Below are 19,982 nucleotides of genomic sequence, written 5' to 3'. Positions count from 1 at the left end.
AAAGGAAGTGGTAAGTGATGAAAACTTTATTTGTTGGCGATTTACATTTACAACAGGCGCTGATTTTGCCTAAGGTAGCAAAAGTGGTGGCGCAAGAAAAGATTGAACGCGTGATTTTTACTGGTGATTATGTTGATGCTTGTGGTCAAAAGAACAATTCAACATTATTTTTATCAGCTTTGGACTTATTAAAAGAATTTAAGGAAGAACATCTGCAAAAAGGAATTGAAGTTGTTAATTTAGTGGGCAATCATGATGCACCTTATATGATTGATCGACGCAACCACTATACTTCAGAAGATCCTGAATTAATCCTAGCAGTCAAAAAACGACTTTATGGTTTAGGATTGCAGGTTGCTTTTCAGTTAGATGATTATCTTGTGAGTCATGCAGGCTTTAATGAAGATTTTGAGGTAGAGGATTGGAACTTTGAGACGATGACCGAGGAAGAACATAAAGCGAAATTATACGAATATCAGACACATGTGGGTTATATCCGGCGTGGACGATTTCCATATGGTTCGCCAATTTGGTCTGACTTCATGGAAACAACCTTACATACCAACCCCAAATATCCTAAGCAAGTGGTCGGTCATACACCGCAAAAAGCCATTCAATTAGGAAATATTATTGGAATTGATACTTTTTCGAATAATTATATTTCCGAACAAGGTTGGCAATTGATTGGTAATGGTGATTTATTGTGCTATGAGGAAGGTCAGTTTAAAGTGATTCCGACTGATTGGCAAAGTGAAGCAACGATAAAAGGATTAGAAAAGCTATTTTGGCCGGGAGAGTGAGCCTAGATGATTCTAACGCAAGAAATATTAGAGATATTAAAGCAATATACGAGTGTCATTACTAGTATGGATACCAAAAAAGAACTTCAAGAAAAAACGCTCAACCGTAAGGAAATAACAGAATATTTAAGAGCTAAGTATGGCGAAGAGATTACCTATAGACGAGTTATTCGCTCCTTAGATCATTTATTAGAAAGTGAGGCGCTTTTGCCTAGCTCGCAACAAATGATTGGGATAATCGGAGCAAAAAAGCGAAAAAGATATTATTATAAAAATAGTATCAGCGATGTGGAGTTAAAGTATTTCATCGATTGTGTGATGCATTCCAAAATATTCCGTAAAGAGCAAGCCAGTAGTTTGGCCAAAAGACTCCAATCCCTTTCAAATCGGAATGTATTTAAACTAACTCCGTATGTGAATGAAAGTTTTGGTGAACAACGCTTTTTCTTGACGCATAATGTGTTGGAAAATGTGATGAAAATTCAAGAGGCAATTGATAAAAGACAGTATATTGCGTATGACTGGCATGTCTATGAGTCCGATGGTAAGCAGATTGTTTTGCGGGAGATGGGACGTAAAATAATCAAGCCATATTTCTTATTATTAAATGATCATCGATACTTTGTATTCGGTCGCCATAAAGATATGAATGAAATCTATACGCATAGTGTGGATTTGATGGGTAATATCGCATTAGTTTCTCCTAAAGACGTTAAGGATAATGGAAAAGACCCGGTAGCTAGAATCAATCGTGGAAAATATATCTTAAATCATCCTTATATGATGGGCGGTGAAGTGAATCGTTATCGTTTAAGAGTCCAAAGAGAATATTTTTCCAGATTAGTTGACAGCTTCTCTCATGAAATTGAAATCATTCCAGGAACTTTAACCGATACAGAAGTGGAAGTGTATATCAAATCTTCAAAGTTGGGACTACGTTATTGGTTATTGCAACATTATCAAGTGGCGGAGTTAATTGAGTGTAAAGATCAGGAGTTATTAGCCGATTTATCAGAAGCTGTCGAAAAATTATATAAAAGATATCATTTAAAAGCCTAAAAATCGAAATTTTTTTCGATTTTAGGCTTTTAATGACCGTTTGGGGCATTAAAAATCAGTACAATATAAGTATCAAAGCGCTTTGAAATAATTAATTGGAGAAATGGCATGGCAAAAGATACAACCAGACCAAAAGCGATTGATTTAATTGTTTCAAATGAGATAAAAAAATATTTAAAAAATAATTCTTCTATGGACAAGCCCGCAAAAAAGAAAGCGGTTTATGAAGGGGTTGCTAGGAATAATCGCCAAATTAGTCAGAAGATGGTTCGGGTGACATTAGATAATCTTTTGCAATATGAAGATTATGTCAGTCGAAAAAATAAAGATTTGCGAACGATTCATTCTACAAAAGGCGATAGTTTGGAAGAGATGAAGACCGATCTTTACTATCAGCCGACTATTTTAGATGAAGAGCTACAGATTTTTATTGATTTACTAGCCGCATCCCCATTATTTACAAAGCAACAAAAAGATGATTTGATTTTGAAATTAAAATTAGCATTGAATGACGAACTAGTAGAGATTAAACCTCATTCTGTGCAAACGTTATTTACTGAAAGTGCAGTTAAAACAAGTTTAATTGAAAATCTAGTACAAATCCGTTTGGCGATGGAAAGTAAAAGAGCTATAGATTTCACATTTTGTGGGTATGAATATTATGGGAAAGAAACGCGGTTAATTTTGAAGAACCAACGAGAAATCACGCAAGCGCAACCCCAAGCAGTCTATTTAAAAGATGACTATTATTATGTGGAAGTCAAATTTTCGGGTTCGAATAAAAAATATAATTACCGTGTCGAACTGATGAAAGATATTCAGATAACTAAAACTACCTATACAATCGATCATTCGAATTTTGACAATCTTAAAGCCAATCGTAGTGACTATTATCCGTTAATGATGGGCGGAAAAGTGGAAAATTATATTTTGCGTATTAAAAAGGAAGATTTGACCCGTTTAATTCGTCTGTTTAATAGTGAAGTTCGTTTATATACAAAGGAAAAAGAGTATTATGATGTTGAAATACGCGCCACCAAAGAAGGGATGTTACGCTGTTTGCTACTCAGTCCTGATATTGTGCAAGCCTTTGTGATTCCTGAAAGAGGACAAAAACAAATGAAAAATAAAATTCAAAATTTACTGGATGATTTGAAAGTAGAGATAAATAAAGTGCAAAAAAGTTTTTTTGATAACGAAAACAATCTCTTTATTGAACCAAAATGACGTATAAGGGCATTCTTGTTTGGTATAACTAAGCATGTAAGGTGATTACAGAAATGATACATAAAGAAGGCGTTAGTATGAAAGGTGTAGCTTAATTGTAAGAACGGGCGAATGCAGTTGTCGAAGTCGTACCATGAAAAGTTGGTGAAGTAAAGAGAATTCATAAGCAATGTTGCGAGGATTAAGATTGTTTGGATAAAATTCTTTATTTGGAGATGATAGTTATGCTAAAAGTAGAAGATTTCTTAGATACAAGACTATATAAAGAGTATAAAGATACTTATGTAGTGGATAAAATGCTAAAAAATTATTTTAAAGGTCAGGTTCCAGATGGCATAAAAGTCCCTGCTAAAGTTCATTCTGTACCTTTAAAATCATATGAGGATGTTTATAAATGGGATATAAATAACTTTCAAGAAATTCTCGCATTAAAATCATTGCCTGGCGTAACAGAAGAGGATTTATGGGCGATTGCTTATGACGTATACATTGATCCGGATGGTTATGATATAAGAGAAAGAAATGGTGTACCATGTTCAGCAGATGCCTTACTTTCCTTTAAGAGAATCTATACAATGTACGGCTATACAGAAAAAATGATAGCGGAGTATGAAAAATATCGTAAGTATCCAATTTTTCATTTTCCAAAAGAGAAAAACGGTATTAATATGTCGCGCGCTGCTGTTTTTGGTGACCGCATCGATTCCACTTTATTAGATTTGAAAGTTTATTATGAAAATGGTAAAAATGCGGATGAATGCCGTTTGAAAAATGCCTTTAAATTAAACAATACCGCTTTATTTTTGAACTCTTTTAATAGTTTTGCGGAATTAGTTGAATGGTTAGGTGTTAGAGGTAGTTTTGTTAACGATCAGGATGAAGTGTTTGATTTGGAAATTGGAAACGCTAGTATTCTGATAAATTATCATCCAGAATCAGACTGGAAGTGGTCGGATAATTATTATAAACATGTAAAAAGTGCGATAGATAAATACATGGAGTTGAAAGTCGATAAAAAATAAGTCATTTGAAAATTAAAAGCGAGATGTAGGGTAATCTATTTATTATGTAGAATTCAAATGTCCAGGTTCAAATAAAAAGCTTCATTACCGTGTCGAATGGATGAAGAATATTCTGATGTTCACGAATCATTTTCATTTTAGTATTGATTATTTTGATTAGTTGGTGTATTTATGAAGCAGGCATTTGAATCATCCTTTCTGGGAGTGTTATTTAGTCAACTTCATTCTACCAGAAACGAGGGATTCAAATGCTTTTTTGCTTTTTGTTGAAATATCAATACTTTTAAGTGAAATTTAGATAAAACTTTTTGAATTAACAAAAATAGTCTAAAAGTGTTCATTAGGCTATTTTTTACTATGTAATAGCGTTAATATAGGAGGTCTATTATGCAACAAACTTTTGATTATTATCTTACCCTGAATGAAAGTATGGATTTTGAGACGATGAGGAGTATTCATCATGAGATTTTGTCACAAGCCGATACACAGGATGAGGACTTTCAATGGATTTGGAACGATTGTATTCATTATGCAATTGAATACAGTCATATTCGTTCGCAATGGCCTTTCATGTCTAAAGAGGAAAAGCAAAATATCGATGCTTCTCGAACAAGTCTGCACAATAACTTGATCGGTTGTTTCTTAAGTTTAGAGCGCTTATTTGAGCAATCGGGATGGCAATATGAAGGGTGGACAGAGCAATTATTTTTACAACAAAAAATTGAAAAAAGAACAAAAGAAGATGTTCAATCGCATCGTCAATGTATTGGCGATTTCTCAAATTATTTATCTTTTGTTTATGCATTAAATAGTAGATAAAAAAACAAAAAACAGTGATAAAATACCCGTAAATGACCAAATCAGGCATTTTGCTAATGTAAGATGAGTCTTGTAAGTGAGAGATAACTGCTTGACTTACAGGAATCTTACAAAGGGGCTGATGTTTGATGAAAGGTACTGTAGAAAAAGGCGTAAAAGAAGAAGTAGCGATGACTTGGGTATGTATGAGCGCAATTGCTAATATGAACCATATCCAACTTAATTATCGTGAATATGAATTGGATAGAGTAGAAGCTTATCGTGACATTTATGATGAACAACGCTTTCACTCCGCTTTAATTACCCTTTCTCCTTATTCTGCGACTCATGAAGCAAAGAAAAATATGAAACTTGGCAAAATGTATCGCTATTTAAGAATGTTTAGTTCTGGAAATACCCAAGTAAAACATGATCAATTACAAGAAAACCAAGTCGTATTTCCAACTGTGATACAACAAAAAGCGAATGAATCAGATTTGCTTTACTTTGATTACTTTGTGCGTGTATTTGAATTAGCAATGAAAAATGAAGTGAAATATTTTGTGCTAGATATTTCAAAATACAAAATCGTAAACGTACAAGCCTTTGTTAAAGAAGTTTTTCAAGTGGTTAAAGCCTTTAAAAATGATTTTGATAGTATTACTTTTGCTTTAGATGAAACTGTTCAAAATCCCCAAGTATACTTAGCCTTAAAATCTGAATTAGATCCTTTTGTTTTTAAAGATTAACTCAATTTAGGTCTCTCCTTTGTGAAGATGGCAAGGGAGAGGCGATGCAAATCAAAGTTTAGGAGGAAATTTCGATGAGTACCAATCCATTATCTGTCCAAAAAAGTGTGAAGCGATATTTGAATGGGCGCCAATTACCTTTCGAAACGGTTGTGAGTGAAAGTGGCGCTTGTTTAGTTGTGAGTTTACTTGATTGTGAAAGTTGCCCTGGGAAATTGCTCGGAGTTGATTTTTATTTTCATAATAACTGTATGGAGGTTAAAGTACACTATTCCGCTACTGCCACGAAATGGATAAGAGAAAGAAAAAATCATTTAGCCGGTCTTTATCGCTTATTAAACTATATTAATGCGATGGTCTGGATGCCAACAAATGATGGAAAACAAGGAGAAATATATCCATATAGTTACTTTTATACCCCACGTTTTACCATTACAGAAGATGGCAGCTATGATTTATGCTGTACTTCGCTCGTTGACTATGATGTATTCAATATGGCCCCGCTAGCAACCCTTGATTATTTCACCGCTGTTGTTCCGGCCTATTTTGAAGAATTAGCCCAACCAATCTTCTTGTCTTTGTTAGATGAAATAACAGTAGAACAAGCAATACAAATAATTCGTGATAAAAATTTATAATTTGTGAGGTGTGATATGGATAATTTGTTGTCTTATGTGATGCAAGGAAAATACCAAGGCGATACGTTACACTTGGTCCCTGGAAAGAAACATCCCCAACCATTTGGCAATCCTTTATTTAAAGGGGCACAATTAAAAGGTCCGGTATTTATTTTGGATCAAGAACAAGTGGATAATCGCTTTTTGAAACTAGATACGATTTCCAAGCGTCATGGGGATAATTTTTACTTACAAGCCGAATATGATGTGAGTTATTCTTCCGTGGTGGAGTCGATTGTGTCTTGTTTTGTCGAAAGTATGGTAGCCGATGCGGATTTTCCTTGTCTGACTTATCGTTTTGAAAAAGTGATTCCTAAAGTCAATGCCCAACCCATCACTGGAACTTCTGCCCCCAATTATGTCCGTGCTGGCTGTTTAGAAAGTGTGCTGACCGACCGTAGTGCCATGGCCTTTGAGAAATATTTGGTCGAATATGATGAATTTGAGCAAGCAATTAAAAATAAAAGTGAAAATCAAGCTATTTTATCAAGTATGATTGCATTTTTCACACGGTTCGGTTTGTCAGAGCAGGCAGCCAAGGCGTTTATTGTGAAGCAAGCCGCTTTTGATTTGTTGCTAGGGAATGAAGATCGTAAAGGTAATAGTACGAATTTTGTTTTCTTAGTTGGTTTTGAAAGTGTTCAACCCTACAATATGGATTTTGGGCGCTGCTTGCGGATCCCTGATTGGAAAGAGCAAATGGAACAAGTCATGCAACGATTCCAAGGGACTGCTGAGTGGCAAGAAATTATTGTAGATTTTAAAGATCAAATCAAACAATCTCATCAACTCGGCATTTTGGGCAATGATTCTTATGCGAAAAATATTGATTTTCTGTTTGAGCAAGGATTTCAACCTTTTCAAATTGACTTTGGATTGTTACAAGAAAAATTAAAGCATTGTGTGGCACGGATTCAAACTTTAGAACCAAAACTAGCCACTTTTGCTCAAGCCAAGGCAGATTTATTATTAGCACTGTTAGCTGATACAGATGCGAAACGTTTGTGGGAGGAAATGCGATGAGAATTATCTTTAAAGTAAGCCAACAAGCAATATTAAGCTTGCAACTAGAGAGTGGGCAGGCAGAATTTTCTAAAGTCATCATCTCGAATCGTCCGTTAGTAGAGGCTTGTTATCCAGCGATTTTAAACAAAAATTACCAAGTAGGTGTTTTAGTTGAAATTTTAAAACTATATACAGGACTATCTGGTAATTTATCCATTTATGATTTGGCAACAACTTTTGATGGTCGTATTCCTTATGTAGAGCTGCATCCAAACTTAACAATCGAATTTCAAGAGGCTTAGGATATCCTATATATGATTTAAAACGGTGAGGTGGTAGTTTGAAAACCTTGTTTATTGGCGATTTACACCTGAAAGCACGCTTGATTTTGCCTTTAGTTGCACAAGTAATTGCTGAACACCAAATTGAGCGACTTGTGTTTATGGGGGATTATTGCGATTTACATGGGCAGACTGAAAATACTAAATTATATGCACAAGAATTGCTTTATTTGCAAAAATGGCAGCAAGGGCAATTAGATGCAGGTGTAGAAATTATTAACTTACTAGGAAATCATGATATTTTTTATTTGTTAGGTGTACCGGCTGAATTTTCTGTGACTGATCGTGGTGCATTTTTCGCTGTTCAAAATTTCTTAGAGAATTTTCAATTGCAAGTGGCTTATCAATTAGATGATTACTTGATTAGTCATGCGGGTTTTAATATCTTGTTTGATTTGGCACCTTGGCATTTGGTACCGTTAAATCAAGCCAGTATTACTGAGCATGAAAAAGAATTAGAAATTTTTGCTAGAGCAGTAGGTCCGATGCGGGGTGGTGGCGATATGGCCGGTTCACCAGTATGGGCTGATTTTAGAGAGTTGGAATTAATTCCCAATGCAGAAATTCCTAAACAAATCGTCGGTCATACGCCACAAGAAGTAATTAAGTTTACCGAGCATGTAATAGGCGTGGATACATTTTCGGTTTATCTTGATATGGATAGTCTGACTTATCAATTCATTGGCAATGGTGATTTGCTTTGCTATGAGGACGGGCGATTTACAGTGATACCGACTAATTGGCAAAGTGAAGCGACGAGAACGGCATTAAGCAAGCTGTATTAATTGATAAATAATGCCTATAAATAGCCTTTATTGGAGTGTCAGTTATCGCTGGCTATTTGGTTCGTTTTGTGTTTGAATGAATTTAAATGGGGTGAGCGTATGGCGAAAATTTACTGTATGAGTGATATTCATGGATGTTTATCCCCGCTAAAGGAATCGTTGTCTTTAATTGATTTACAGCCGGAAGACCTTGGAGATTATGTAGATCGCGGTGTGGCTTCTTGTCAGGTGCTGCAAACGATAATGGATTTTGACAAGCAATATCCAGGGTAAGTCACTGTGTTGTTGGGTAATCATGACGAGTGGTTTTGCGATTGGTTATTTTATCCAACGCAAAAATATGTAGACTATGGGATGAACATGTTTTTTTCTACCATTGAAAGTTTTTTTGATGAAAGGGAGTTCCAGGCGATATTGAACCGCTATAATGATGCACCGAATATTCATGTGGTCCTCTTTAAAAACATACAGAAGAACAGAAAGAAGAGATAGAATGTATTTTGTAGATTTATTAGCCATGACAGATAAAGAAAAATATATCCAAGAATTTGTGAACTTTGCAGAAAAAACATTTTTAGAAGACTCAGCGTTTGGTTTATCAAAAGCGAATTCGTTTCATAAAGATGCAGCGATGGATGGTATACGGCAGACAGTTGCATACTTAGAGACCTTAACCCCTAGATATTCTAACAGATATACTATACATATTGTTCAAGAGAGTTGGGATAATCAAACGCCTTTTGATTCAGCTTATGTTAAGGATGAAAATGATTCTAGTACCTATTGTTTTGATTCTGCACCGTGGGAAGAGATATTAGGATTTAGAGTGAATGAAGACGAGCTTGCAAAGTATACACAAGAGTATTATGTAGTATTAGTTTTATGGGAACTCACTTTTTACGGATATGATGAAGAAACTGTTCAAAAAAATATAAATAAAACAACGGACGAAAGTGAAATACAATCATTATTATCCAATCCAAATTTTTCTGACGTTTTTAAAAATATGGCTGAAAAAGGATATAAAGAATACAAAGATAAGTCAAATAATTCTGTATTTGAGTTAGAGACAGATATAGGTAAAATTATTTATGAGGTTGATGAGTTAACTAAGAATGTAACGATTAAATCCATAGAAATGTAATGATAGGTATTATTCTTCCTTTATCAAGAGAACATAAAAATAATCAAAATTCAATCTTCTTTTTGCGTTCAATCGCTTCAACTTGTCCTTTGGTGAGTGGGTGAAATTGAACCATCTTTCGTTTTAGTATATCTATTTCATGAAAGTCCATCTCTTTGCCTCCGTTATCATCATCTCTAAATGTATAGTATGAATTTACAATAAAACAAAAAGTGACACGGTGATAAACTTCGCCATGTAATGCTGCATCCCCAGATTGATGCTTGATTGCGTAAAGAATGAGGGAATGGCTTCTTCTTTTGCTTTTTGATTGTTATAAGTGAGGTTAAACTTCTGTCAGCACTTTCAAAATTACTGAAAGAAAATGATATAATAAGTGTTGAGGTGAGCGTATGGCGAAAATTTACTGTATGAGTGATATTCATGGATGTTTATCCCCGCTAAAGGAATCGTTGTCTTTAATTGATTTACAGCCGGAAGACCGAGTGATTTTTCTTGGAGATTATATAGATCGCGGTGTGGCTTCTTGTCAGGTGCTGCAAACAATTATGGACTTTGAAACGCGTCATCCTGGCCAAGTAACGGTGCTGTTAGGCAATCATGATGAATGGTTTTGTGACTGGCTATTTGAACCGGAAAGTGCCTATGTCGGATATGCGATGAATATGGGAATTGAGACGATTGAAAGCTTTTTTACTGAGCATAACTTCCAAGCTATCTTAAATAGTCAAGGCGATGCACCCAATATCCATGTACGTTTACAAGCAATTGAAGAAAAATTACGGGAAAATCTTTTAAACGCTCCTGAGCATCAAAAATTATTGACTTGGTTGAAACGTAAGTATCAGTTTCCGCGTTATGTCGAAACGCCTACGCAAATTTTTGTTCATGCGGGCGTGGATGAAGAAGCCGGGGAATACTGGAAATCAGCAACGGCTCCAGAAATTTTTACTTGCAAGTATCCATTTACGACGGGAAAATTTTACAAGACGATTATTTGCGGTCATTTTCGTTCGTCCTTCGTTGCAGGCGATGAGGGGTATCTGGGGAGAGTATATTTTGATCAAGCCAGTCATTATTTTATCGATGGTTATGTGAATAAGAGTGGCAAAGTGCCCGTTTTAGTCTATGACACGCAGCGTAATCAGTATACCTCTTTTGAAAAAATAGCTGATACTTGGCATGAATATCGACTAAATGAGCGAGCGAATTAGGAAAGGAAAGAGCGTCTATGAATCAGTTTGAAGCAACCAACAAACGTATTGAAATTTTTGAAGATACTTACCATTTTTACCAACAAAATCCAGTTTTACGTCAAGCTGTTCAAGAAAGTCTTGCCAAACAATTTTTTGTACCAGCCAATCAAGTGTTAGCCAATGATCAGCAGACACAGTATGATCAAGATGCGTTAATCGTACTATCCGATAAACGGACTTTCCAAGCGGCGATGCAATATCCTGATAAGAAAGTGGCCGTACTAAATTTTGCTTCAGCGACGAATCCAGGGGGCGGGGTTGTCGGTGGCAGTAATGCGCAAGAGGAATGTCTATGTCGGACGAGTACACTTTATGCGAATTTGACCGACCGAGAGATGATGCGAGCGTTTTATCAGCCCCATCGTCAACAATTACGAAGCGGACAGATGGATTTTACCTATAATGATGACTTGATTTATACCCCTGATGTCGTGATTTTTAAGTCAGATACGTCTTTTCCGACCACTTTGCCTGAACATCACTGGCAAAAAGTGGATGTCATTACGTGTGCAGCACCGAATCTGAATCATGGCCGTCAAATGATTTCACCAGATGAATTAGCGCAAATTCATGAAAATCGTTGTCGCAAAATTTTAGCAGTAGCCCAAGAACAAAATGTAGAAGTTGTAATCCTAGGTGCGTTTGGTTGTGGCGCCTTTGGAAATCCTCCAGAAATTGTCGCAAAAGGGATGATACGTGCGATTCAAGATTTTTCTAAAGCTTTTCAAACGATTGAATTTGCAATTTACTGTCCACCGTATGACCAAAGAAATCAAATCGCTTTTCAAAAGGTTTTGAGTCAAATGTAAGCTAAATGCGGAGGGATAGGAATGAAGTTTTTTATTGCGGATTTACACTTTTGCCATGAATCAATTATTGAAATGAGCCATAGACCTTTTGCAAATTTAGCTGAGATGCATGAAACGATGATTAGACGTTGGAATCGTGTCGTGCGGCCAAAAGATGAGGTTTTTATTGTTGGTGATTTTTTATATAAAGGAAGTGCGCAAGAAGCCAATGAATTATTGCGGCGCTTGAGAGGTAGAAAGTATCTGATTCGCGGTAATCATGAGAAATATTTAAATCAGCCAGAATTCGACACCACGCTTTTTGAATGGGTGAAGGACTATCATACCTTTAAAGAAAACAAGCAACAATATGTCTTGTTTCATTACCCAATTTTAGAGTGGGAGGGATATTTTCGCGACAGTATCTTAATTTACGGTCATGTGCATAACAATCATTCAGCGTACTTTGCTAAAACGCTAGGTCCGAATGCTGTGAATGTAGGAGCAGATATGTTAGATTTTACACCGATTAGTCAGACACAAATTTTGGAATTGGTAGCTAAACGCAAACAAGAACAATAAGAAAAGCCCGGGCTGACCCATTAGTCTCAAATAAAAAATGAGTATATAAATAATCCGAATATTCAGCATTGATTTTATGAGTAATCAAGTTGAACATTCGGATTTTCTTTGATTTTTTATTAATAATTTAATTCATCATAAGGATCTCTTTTTTATTATCTTGCTAAAATACTTTTGGGGCACCCCCTAGTGATTGATTATTCCATTAAGTCAACGAGTAAGTCGCCAAATTCTTGAGTGGAAAGTAGCGTGGCCTCTTTCATCGCTTGGGCAAAATCACTGGTGACTGTTTTATTGCGAATGGCATGTTCAATCGCACAAATAATCCGATGACTCGCTGCCTGCCAACCGACATAATCAAGCATCATGCAAGCGGATAAGAGGAGCGAACATGGATTGGCTTTTCCTTGACCGGCGATATCGGGTGCCGTGCCATGAGTCGCTTCAAAAATCGCGTGTCCGGTGTGATAATTGATATTTCCACCTGGTGCAATGCCGATGCCACCGACTTGAGCAGCTAAGGCATCAGAAATATAATCACCATTTAAGTTACACGTCGCAATCACATCATATTTTTCTGGATAAAGTAAGATTTGTTGTAAGAAATTATCTGCAATCACATCCTTAATGATCAATTTGCCAGCTTTTTGAGCATTATTAAGGGCCTTTTGAGCGGCTTCTTTGCCTTCTTTTTTAGCGATTTTGTCAAAAGTCTGCATGGTAAAGCATACCTCAGCGTATTTTTCCTCTGCTAAATCATAGCCCCACTTTTTGAAATGTCCTTCGGTAAACTTCATGATATTGCCTTTATGCACTAAGGTGACCGATTTTCGCTTATTCGCTAATGCATAGTCAATCGCAGCGGCAATTAGACGTTGGCTTCCTTCTTTGGATACCGGTTTGATGCCAATCGATGAAGTTTGTGGGAAACGAATTTTTTGGACACCAAATTGTGCTTTCAACACTTCGATTAATTGTGTCGTTTCTGCTTGACCGGCGAGAAACTCGATGCCTGCATAGACGTCTTCCGTATTTTCGCGGAAGATGACCATATCTGTTTTTTCGGGATGTTTTAAAGGACTAGGAACGCCGGAAAAATAGCGAACAGGACGTACACAAGCAAACAAATCAAGTGTTTGGCGTAAGGTCACGTTTAATGAGCGAAATCCTTCGCCAATGGGTGTCATTAAGGGCCCTTTTAAAGCGAGTTTCGCTTCTTGAATCGTTGCTAAAGTTTCATCAGGAAGATAGGTGCCAAATTTTTCAAAAGCCGTTTGTCCAGCGTAAATTTCTTGCCACTGAATGGTTTTTTGTCCGTGATAGGCTTTATAAATGGCAGTATCAATGACTTTTTTGGAAGCTTGCCAAATTTCTGGACCGATGCCATCTCCTTGAATAAAAGGGACAGTTAATTGATTGGGTACTTGTAGTTGTCCGTCTTTGATTGATAAATAACTCATCTTCTGACCTCTTTTCTTATTTCGTTGCTTGTTTTCTAATAATCATTGGTAAGATACCGCCGTTTTGGTAGTAACGCAAATCAGCTGGAGAATCAAAACGCAATTTTGTGGTAAAGGTAATGGTTTTTCCATCTTTATTTTGGGCAGTCACAGTAATAGCTTGATTGATTTGTGGCTTTTCAGGGAAATCAATATGAAAGACTTCTTCGCCGGTTAAGCCAAGACTTTGAGCGGTTTCTTGATTGGTGTATTCAAGTGGAATTAAGCCCATCATTACAAGATTCGAGCGATGAATTCGTTCAAAACTTTCAGCAATGACCGCTTTCACTCCAAGTAATTGCGTTCCTTTGGCAGCCCAGTCACGTGAAGAACCCATGCCGTAATCTTTCCCCGCTAAGATAATCGTCCCAATGTTTTGCTTTTGGTAGTTCATCGCCGCATCATACATACTCATCACTTCATCAGTAGGTAAGAAACGTGTGAAACCACCGCTAATTTCTGGTACAAGTTGGTTTTGCAAGCGAATATTGGCCAAAGTTCCGCGCATCATCACTTCATGGTGACCACGTCTTGAACCAAAGGAGTTAAAATCGCGGTATGGTACATTTCGGCTGCTTAAATATTTTCCAGCTGTCGAATCTAAACCGATGCTACCGGCTGGCGAAATATGGTCGGTTGTGACAGAATCGCCTAATTTGGCTAACACTCTGAGATTATCTAAAGCAGCATGACTAGGTAAATCAGCACTTAAATCTTCAAAGAATGGTGGATTGGCGATGTAGGTTGAATTTTCATCCCAGGCATAACAATCACTGCTTGTCGTTTGGATTTCATTCCAACGTTCATTGGCATCAAATAAATGTGCATAGGCCGCTTTAAAGGCTTCTTTTGAGACGTATTTTTGAATATAGCTTTCGACTTCTTCGCTACTTGGCCAAATGTCTTTTAAGTAGACTGGCTTACCTTCTTTATCAGTACCTAGGCTTTCTTTGGTTAAATCCTTGCGCACTGTTCCACAAATGGCATAAGCGACAACTAGTGGTGGAGAAGCGAGATAGTTGGCTTTAATTAATGGATGAATCCGCCCTTCAAAGTTGCGGTTACCAGAAAGTACGGCACTTGCGAGAAGTTGGCTGTCGGTCACTGCTTGAGTCACTTCTTCATCTAATGGACCAGAATTTCCGATACAAGTGGTGCATCCATAGCCTACAAGATAGAATCCTAATTGTTCAAAAAAGGGAAGTAAACCACTTGCCTTTAGATAGCTTGTGACTACTTTAGAACCAGGTGCGAGAGATGTTTTGACATATTTAGGGACAGTTAATCCTTTTTCAACGGCTTTTTTCGCTAAGAGTCCAGCAGTCATTAAAACGGATGGATTGCTTGTATTGGTACAGCTAGTAATCGCCGCTAGTAATAAATCACCGGTCTTTAAGGTATCTGTCGTGCCATCTTGCCAATGAATCGTGGTTTGTTTGGTTAATTCTTCTTCAAGTAAACCAAAGCCTTTAGGACCACTTGGCGCAGTGACAGATTGAGTGAAATTTTGGGCGACTTGGGATAGGCTGATACGATCTTGTGGACGTTTTGGCCCAGCAAGAGAAGGTTCGATTTGACTTAAATCAATTTCGATAACCTTGGTATAAGTTGCTTCTTGCTCTTCATCATAGAATAGTTGGTTGGCTTTGGCATAGGCTTCTACTTGGGCAATCAATTCAGGCGTTCTGCCGGTTAAAGCTAAATAGTCTAAAGTTTCTTGGTCAATTGGACAGTAGCCGCAAGTTGCTCCGTATTCAGGTGCCATATTTGCTAAAGTGGCACGGTCAGCAAGACTTAATTGATGGTAGCTTGGTCCGAAATATTCGACAAATTTTCCGACTACTTTTTCATTACGCAAAGTTTCAGTAACAAAAAGGGCTAGGTCAGTGGCGGTTGTACCCGTCGCGAGTTGACCAGTAAAACGAACGCCAATGACTTCAGGCGTAGGGAAATAAGAAGCTTCTCCTAAAATGGCGGCCTCAGCTTCAATTCCACCGACTCCCCAGCCGAGCACACCTAAACCATTAATCATCGTGGTATGTGAGTCGGTTCCTTGAAGGGTATCTGGGAATAGCAGACCTTCTTTTTCGATGACAACAGGGGATAGTGATTCAATATTGACCTGATGAATAATCCCAGTTTCAGGAGGGACAACATCAAAGTTTTCAAAAGATCCTTGCGCCCATTTTAAGAATTGATAACGTTCCATATTGCGTTCAAATTCGCGCTCAGTATTTAAGGTGATGGCTTGCGGATTACCAAAAGCATCGACTTGAACAGAGTGGTCGACAACTAAGGTAACAGGGATTTCGGGGTTGATTTCTTTGGCTGAACCGCCTAATTTGACCATCGCATCACGCATTGCTGCCAAGTCGACAACTGCAGGTACACCAGTAAAATCTTGCAAAACGACTCGCTCAACTTTAAATGGAATCACCCCTGTAGGATTTTTCGCATCATAGTGAATCAAATATTTTAACGCTTCTTCGGTGATTTCTTCATTTTGATGGCGAGCGACACTTTCTAATAAGATACGTATGGCATATGGAAGTTTGTGGATATTTTCTTGATAATGTTCGGCAATTTTAGTTAAATCGATATAATCGAATGTTTGCTGATTGACAACTAATTGGCTATTAAAGGTCATGGCACTCGTCCTTTCTGTGATAAAAATACGTTATAACTAGCATAATTATACGATTTTCAGAAAACTTTGTAAACTTTTTTATTAAAATTATTTCATTTTATCGTTATCGTGTTATAATGATATTCAAATGGAATTGCCCGAATATTACGAAGAAAGAAGGGGTTTAGTGATGACGAATGCCGAAAATAAAGAAGAATATGTGAATAAGCTATCATTGTTATGTCAGGAAAATGATAAGATAGAAATGCAACTTTATACAAAATATCAAGTAAAAAGAGGTTTGCGTGACGAAAATGGGAAAGGTGTCTTAGCAGGCTTAACGACGATCTCTACAATTTATCCGGATAAGAAAGTCAACGGAGAAGTGGTTTCTGAGCGTGGTGAGTTGCGATATCGCGGAATAGATATCAATGAACTGGTAGAAGGTTTTGTTTCACAGAATCGGTATGGATTTGAAGAAGTTGCATATTTATTACTTTTTGGTAACCTTCCAAGCGCATCGGAGTTGAAACAGTTTAAAGCAGAATTGAATGCTCGCCGAACTTTGCCTACAAATTTTGTAAGAGATGTCATCATGAAGGCTCCCTCTGCCAATATTATGAATTCCTTGGCGCGTAGTATTTTGACATTAGCGAGTTATGATGAAAAGGCGGATGATATCTCGATTGAAAATGTCTTAGATCAATCCTTGATGTTGATTAGTGTCTTTCCGATGATTGCGATTTATGCTTATCATGCGTATAATCACTACGACCAAGGGGAAAGTATGTATATCCATAATCCAAAAGGTGATTTGAGTACAGCGGAAGTCATTTTGAAAATGTTGCGTCCTGACCAAAAATATACCAAGCAAGAAGCGCAGACTTTAGATATGGCGCTGGTCTTGCATATGGAACACGGGGGCGGGAATAATTCTACTTTTACAACGCGGGTAGTTACCTCGAGTGGGACTGATACGTATTCAACGATTGCGGCGGCTTTAGGTTCATTAAAGGGACCAAAACATGGGGGTGCCAATATCAAGGTAACGCAGATGATGGCAGATATGAAAGAACATTTACCCAAAGATTATACCGAAGAAGATGTTCGTAACTATTTAACGGCCGTCTTGAATAAACAAGCTTTTGATCATAAGGGTTTGATTTATGGGATGGGGCATGCGATTTATTCAAATAATGATCCTCGGGCGTCGATTTTTAAACGCTATGTATCAAAGTTAGCCGAAGAAAAAGGGAGTGCAGCATCAAAGGAATTTGAGCTCTATTCCATGGTGGAACGGATTGCCCCAGAAGTGATTGCCCAAAAACGTAAAATTTATAAAGGGGTCAGTGCGAATATCGACTTTTTTAGTGGCTTTGTATACGATATGCTTGGCTTGCCGCAGGAACTCTATACGCCGATTTTTGCGATTGCGCGGATTGTCGGTTGGTCAGCGCATCGAATTGAAGAATTAGTCAATACACAAAAGATTATCCGTCCTGCTTATATGGAAGTAACCGAAGATATCGAATATGTAGATTTAAACGAAAGATAAGGAAATAGACAAATGAATCTTTGGGAGATTTGTTTGTCTATTTTTATTTTTATTAAACAAAAAAGCCATCCAGTGAAAACTGAATGACTTTTTGTACTCTTGATAGAAAATCTTAAAGTTTTTTGTTGTAGAATTCGACAACTAGTGATTCGTCGATTTCTGGGTATAATTCGTCACGTTCTGGTAAACGAGTTAATGAACCAGCTAATTTTTCTTCGTCAAAGCTTACGAATGCTGGACGTCCAACAGTAGCTTCAACCGCATCTTTAATTACTGATACGTTTTGAGATTTTTCACGAACGCTGATAACTTGACCCACTTCAACATGGTATGAAGGGATATCAACGCGTTTGCCATCTACTAAGATGTGACCGTGGTTAACTAATTGACGTGCTTGACGACGAGTAGTTGCAAGACCTAAACGGTAAACAACGTTATCTAAGCGTTGTTCTAGTAAGATCATGAAGTTAACCCCGTGTTTACCTTCGCGGATTTTGCTAGCTTTCACGAATAAGTTACGGAATTGACGTTCATTCATTCCGTACATGTGACGTAATTTTTGTTTTTCAGCCATTTGTTGACCGTATTCAGAACGAGCGCCACGGCTTGATGGTCCATGTTGACCTGGTGCGTATGGGCGACGTGCTAATTCTTTACCTGTACCTGATAATGAGATACCTAAACGGCGTGAGATTTTCCATGATGGTCCTGTGTAACGAGACATTTAAAAATTCCTCCAATGTATGAAATATAGTATATCGTTGGAGTAAAATAATCCGTTTGAAAAATTCATAGTTCATGTAGTTTATTCTTCAATCTTCACCTTTGCAGCCGCGGTTACTCAATTGAACTTAACATTAAGCGATAAACTAGGGATGGTCTATTACTTTTCTGCTGCATTATTTTACACAAAGCACATTATAGCTGATTGGACAAGCGCTTGTCAACTGAAATTGCCCGCTTATGAATAAAAAGGAAGACAAAAGTAAAAGATATCCTATATATATAAAGTTAGACAAAAAATAGACAGTGAAAATATTTCTGAAAAAATGTGATATTTTTCATTAAATGTCCTTTACAAATGTCCATTGCATTATTAGAATAAGAATGATGTTGATAGAAGGCGTCAGATGAAAATTTAAGGAGTGAAAAGATGAATCCAGTATCCCCATTATTTGAGAAGATTGATTCTTCTATTGAAAAGAAATTAGACCTAATCGAAAGTAGTTATGTACGCTATGCTGTGCGTGCGATGTTAGCTTGTTTATTCTTGACATTAGGGACAGCGATTGCCTTTGCAGTTGCGATGAATGGTGACAAATTGGTGCCAGGTTTAGGTAAATTCTTATTTGCCTTCATGTTCAGTTGGTCACTGGTTATGATTTTGTATATGAACGCTGAATTAGGAACTTCAAACATGCTTTATGCCACTGTTGGTGTGTTCCGTAAGAAAATGACTGTTGCTAAAGCTTTGAAATTATTATTTACCTGTGTATTTTTTAACTTAGTCGGTGGTATTATTTTTGCCTTTTTCGTATCTTTAACCGGTCCTTTCCAAAACTTAGCGCCAGATAACTATATGTATGCTGGGATTGCGGCTAAATTAGCAAAACCAACTTTACAAATTTTAGCAGAAGCGATGTTTGCGAATATCGTTGTAAATACTTCGGTTATTGTCAGCTTACGTATGAAAGATGATGCGGGTAAAGTTCCTGCGATTATCTTCATTATCTTTATCTTCGCGTTCTTAGGTTATGAACACGTGATTGCTAACTTCCCTGCTTTTTCATTAGCATTCTTTGCTTCAGGTGGGAATATTCCTGGTATGGACGTGGCACATATCGTTCACAATCTAGTCTTTGCTTTCATCGGTAACTATATCGGTGGTGGCTTGGTGATTGGTTTAATCTATGCTTGGTTAAACAGCTCAAAATCAAAATATGTGGATTAATCATTTTGGGGCTGACCCATTAGTCCCTTTTGAATCCAAAAATCGAAGGCACCCGTGAAAGATGCCTTCGATTTTTGGATTTTTTGGATGAAATATAGAGGATTTTCCCCCTATATTT

Annotated in this window: 20 protein-coding genes; 17 read left to right on the top strand and 3 right to left on the bottom strand. The window is 37.1% G+C overall.

The window, feature by feature from the left end:
* Positions 1 to 17 precede the first annotated feature (17 nt).
* The 15 genes from ACTQZM_RS09210 to ACTQZM_RS09140 all read left to right on the top strand — a co-directional run bounded on the left by ACTQZM_RS09210 (position 18) and on the right by ACTQZM_RS09140 (position 12,233).
* Positions 18 to 800 carry a metallophosphoesterase gene (locus ACTQZM_RS09210; protein WP_441653580.1) on the top strand — a complete coding sequence of 261 codons (783 nt, stop codon included), beginning with the start codon at positions 18 to 20 and terminating at the stop codon, positions 798 to 800.
* Between the two features lie 6 nt (positions 801 to 806).
* Positions 807 to 1,859, top strand: a complete 1,053-nt coding sequence (locus ACTQZM_RS09205) for a WYL domain-containing protein (protein WP_441653579.1) — start codon at positions 807 to 809, stop codon at positions 1,857 to 1,859.
* Positions 1,860 to 1,967: 108 nt separating this feature from the next.
* Positions 1,968 to 3,086 (top strand): WYL domain-containing protein, encoded by a 1,119-nt coding sequence (locus ACTQZM_RS09200; protein WP_441653578.1) that lies wholly within the window; start codon positions 1,968 to 1,970, stop codon positions 3,084 to 3,086.
* Positions 3,087 to 3,310: 224 nt separating this feature from the next.
* Entirely contained in the window at positions 3,311 to 4,108 is a 798-nt protein-coding gene (locus ACTQZM_RS09195) for a hypothetical protein (RefSeq protein WP_441653577.1), read from the top strand.
* Between the two features lie 387 nt (positions 4,109 to 4,495).
* Positions 4,496 to 4,927 carry a hypothetical protein gene (locus ACTQZM_RS09190; RefSeq protein ID WP_441653576.1) on the top strand — a complete coding sequence of 144 codons (432 nt, stop codon included), beginning with the start codon at positions 4,496 to 4,498 and terminating at the stop codon, positions 4,925 to 4,927.
* Between the two features lie 128 nt (positions 4,928 to 5,055).
* Positions 5,056 to 5,655 carry a hypothetical protein gene (locus ACTQZM_RS09185; RefSeq protein ID WP_441653575.1) on the top strand — a complete coding sequence of 200 codons (600 nt, stop codon included), beginning with the start codon at positions 5,056 to 5,058 and terminating at the stop codon, positions 5,653 to 5,655.
* A gap of 74 nt (positions 5,656 to 5,729) precedes the next feature.
* On the top strand, positions 5,730 to 6,293 hold the full coding sequence (locus ACTQZM_RS09180; protein WP_441653574.1) for a hypothetical protein: 564 nt from the start codon (positions 5,730 to 5,732) through the stop codon (positions 6,291 to 6,293).
* A 15-nt stretch (positions 6,294 to 6,308) separates the two neighbouring features.
* Positions 6,309 to 7,355 (top strand): hypothetical protein, encoded by a 1,047-nt coding sequence (locus ACTQZM_RS09175; protein ID WP_441653573.1) that lies wholly within the window; start codon positions 6,309 to 6,311, stop codon positions 7,353 to 7,355.
* Positions 7,352 to 7,639 carry a hypothetical protein gene (locus ACTQZM_RS09170; RefSeq protein ID WP_441653572.1) on the top strand — a complete coding sequence of 96 codons (288 nt, stop codon included), beginning with the start codon at positions 7,352 to 7,354 and terminating at the stop codon, positions 7,637 to 7,639. The genes ACTQZM_RS09175 and ACTQZM_RS09170 overlap by 4 nt, the downstream gene beginning before the upstream one ends.
* Before the next feature lie 38 nt (positions 7,640 to 7,677).
* On the top strand, positions 7,678 to 8,463 hold the full coding sequence (locus ACTQZM_RS09165; RefSeq protein WP_248629935.1) for a metallophosphoesterase family protein: 786 nt from the start codon (positions 7,678 to 7,680) through the stop codon (positions 8,461 to 8,463).
* A gap of 99 nt (positions 8,464 to 8,562) precedes the next feature.
* Entirely contained in the window at positions 8,563 to 8,736 is a 174-nt protein-coding gene (locus ACTQZM_RS09160) for a hypothetical protein (protein ID WP_441653571.1), read from the top strand.
* Positions 8,737 to 8,956: 220 nt separating this feature from the next.
* On the top strand, positions 8,957 to 9,607 hold the full coding sequence (locus ACTQZM_RS09155) for a DUF6557 family protein (RefSeq protein WP_441653570.1): 651 nt from the start codon (positions 8,957 to 8,959) through the stop codon (positions 9,605 to 9,607).
* 392 nt (positions 9,608 to 9,999) lie between these two features.
* Positions 10,000 to 10,821, top strand: coding sequence for a metallophosphoesterase (locus tag ACTQZM_RS09150; RefSeq protein WP_441653569.1), 822 nt, complete (start codon positions 10,000 to 10,002; stop codon positions 10,819 to 10,821).
* Between the two features lie 17 nt (positions 10,822 to 10,838).
* Positions 10,839 to 11,672 carry a TIGR02452 family protein gene (locus tag ACTQZM_RS09145; protein WP_441653568.1) on the top strand — a complete coding sequence of 278 codons (834 nt, stop codon included), beginning with the start codon at positions 10,839 to 10,841 and terminating at the stop codon, positions 11,670 to 11,672.
* Positions 11,673 to 11,693: 21 nt separating this feature from the next.
* Positions 11,694 to 12,233 (top strand): metallophosphoesterase, encoded by a 540-nt coding sequence (locus ACTQZM_RS09140; protein WP_441653567.1) that lies wholly within the window; start codon positions 11,694 to 11,696, stop codon positions 12,231 to 12,233.
* Between the two features lie 197 nt (positions 12,234 to 12,430).
* Here the strand turns inward: ACTQZM_RS09140 and icd are convergent, their stop codons facing one another.
* On the bottom strand, positions 12,431 to 13,693 hold the full coding sequence (gene icd / locus ACTQZM_RS09135) for an NADP-dependent isocitrate dehydrogenase (RefSeq protein ID WP_441653566.1): 1,263 nt from the start codon (positions 13,691 to 13,693) through the stop codon (positions 12,431 to 12,433).
* A gap of 16 nt (positions 13,694 to 13,709) precedes the next feature.
* Positions 13,710 to 16,379 (bottom strand): aconitate hydratase AcnA, encoded by a 2,670-nt coding sequence (gene acnA, locus ACTQZM_RS09130; protein ID WP_441653565.1) that lies wholly within the window; start codon positions 16,377 to 16,379, stop codon positions 13,710 to 13,712.
* Between the two features lie 169 nt (positions 16,380 to 16,548).
* On the opposite strand from acnA, the gene ACTQZM_RS09125 reads away from it, so the two are divergent.
* The gene (locus ACTQZM_RS09125; protein WP_441653564.1) at positions 16,549 to 17,913 is read left to right on the top strand and encodes a citrate/2-methylcitrate synthase; all 1,365 of its coding nucleotides are present in this window, start codon (positions 16,549 to 16,551) and stop codon (positions 17,911 to 17,913) included.
* Between the two features lie 112 nt (positions 17,914 to 18,025).
* Here ACTQZM_RS09125 and rpsD read toward each other — a convergent pair whose 3' ends face one another.
* A complete protein-coding gene (gene rpsD / locus ACTQZM_RS09120; protein ID WP_047242697.1) occupies positions 18,026 to 18,637 on the bottom strand; it encodes a 30S ribosomal protein S4 in 612 nt (203 codons plus the stop codon).
* A gap of 429 nt (positions 18,638 to 19,066) precedes the next feature.
* Here rpsD and ACTQZM_RS09115 point away from each other — a divergent pair, with 429 nt between their 5' ends.
* Positions 19,067 to 19,864 (top strand): formate/nitrite transporter family protein, encoded by a 798-nt coding sequence (locus tag ACTQZM_RS09115; protein WP_113784640.1) that lies wholly within the window; start codon positions 19,067 to 19,069, stop codon positions 19,862 to 19,864.
* The last annotated feature ends 118 nt before the right edge of the window (positions 19,865 to 19,982 follow it).

Origin of the sequence: Enterococcus cecorum, from assembly GCF_052119425.1 — a bacterium.
Classification (GTDB): Bacteria; Bacillota; Bacilli; order Lactobacillales; family Enterococcaceae; genus Enterococcus_E; species Enterococcus_E cecorum_C.
Note: the sequence above shows the minus strand (reverse complement) of the source record. Positions and strands in the feature narration are given on the sequence as shown.

What these genes read in the sequence shown, in the direction of transcription:
- ACTQZM_RS09210 (WP_441653580.1), top strand. Translation starts at nt 18, where the DNA reads ATGAAAACTTTATTTGTTGGCGATTTACATTTACAACAGGCGCTGATT.
- icd (WP_441653566.1), bottom strand. Translation starts at nt 13,693, where the DNA reads ATGAGTTATTTATCAATCAAAGACGGACAACTACAAGTACCCAATCAA.
- ACTQZM_RS09200 (WP_441653578.1), top strand. Translation starts at nt 1,968, where the DNA reads ATGGCAAAAGATACAACCAGACCAAAAGCGATTGATTTAATTGTTTCA.
- ACTQZM_RS09175 (WP_441653573.1), top strand. Translation starts at nt 6,309, where the DNA reads ATGGATAATTTGTTGTCTTATGTGATGCAAGGAAAATACCAAGGCGAT.
- ACTQZM_RS09205 (WP_441653579.1), top strand. Translation starts at nt 807, where the DNA reads ATGATTCTAACGCAAGAAATATTAGAGATATTAAAGCAATATACGAGT.
- ACTQZM_RS09180 (WP_441653574.1), top strand. Translation starts at nt 5,730, where the DNA reads ATGAGTACCAATCCATTATCTGTCCAAAAAAGTGTGAAGCGATATTTG.
- ACTQZM_RS09115 (WP_113784640.1), top strand. Translation starts at nt 19,067, where the DNA reads ATGAATCCAGTATCCCCATTATTTGAGAAGATTGATTCTTCTATTGAA.
- rpsD (WP_047242697.1), bottom strand. Translation starts at nt 18,637, where the DNA reads ATGTCTCGTTACACAGGACCATCATGGAAAATCTCACGCCGTTTAGGT.
- acnA (WP_441653565.1), bottom strand. Translation starts at nt 16,379, where the DNA reads ATGACCTTTAATAGCCAATTAGTTGTCAATCAGCAAACATTCGATTAT.
- ACTQZM_RS09155 (WP_441653570.1), top strand. Translation starts at nt 8,957, where the DNA reads ATGTATTTTGTAGATTTATTAGCCATGACAGATAAAGAAAAATATATC.
- ACTQZM_RS09140 (WP_441653567.1), top strand. Translation starts at nt 11,694, where the DNA reads ATGAAGTTTTTTATTGCGGATTTACACTTTTGCCATGAATCAATTATT.
- ACTQZM_RS09145 (WP_441653568.1), top strand. Translation starts at nt 10,839, where the DNA reads ATGAATCAGTTTGAAGCAACCAACAAACGTATTGAAATTTTTGAAGAT.
- ACTQZM_RS09170 (WP_441653572.1), top strand. Translation starts at nt 7,352, where the DNA reads ATGAGAATTATCTTTAAAGTAAGCCAACAAGCAATATTAAGCTTGCAA.
- ACTQZM_RS09190 (WP_441653576.1), top strand. Translation starts at nt 4,496, where the DNA reads ATGCAACAAACTTTTGATTATTATCTTACCCTGAATGAAAGTATGGAT.
- ACTQZM_RS09185 (WP_441653575.1), top strand. Translation starts at nt 5,056, where the DNA reads ATGAAAGGTACTGTAGAAAAAGGCGTAAAAGAAGAAGTAGCGATGACT.
- ACTQZM_RS09125 (WP_441653564.1), top strand. Translation starts at nt 16,549, where the DNA reads ATGACGAATGCCGAAAATAAAGAAGAATATGTGAATAAGCTATCATTG.
- ACTQZM_RS09160 (WP_441653571.1), top strand. Translation starts at nt 8,563, where the DNA reads ATGGCGAAAATTTACTGTATGAGTGATATTCATGGATGTTTATCCCCG.
- ACTQZM_RS09195 (WP_441653577.1), top strand. Translation starts at nt 3,311, where the DNA reads ATGCTAAAAGTAGAAGATTTCTTAGATACAAGACTATATAAAGAGTAT.
- ACTQZM_RS09150 (WP_441653569.1), top strand. Translation starts at nt 10,000, where the DNA reads ATGGCGAAAATTTACTGTATGAGTGATATTCATGGATGTTTATCCCCG.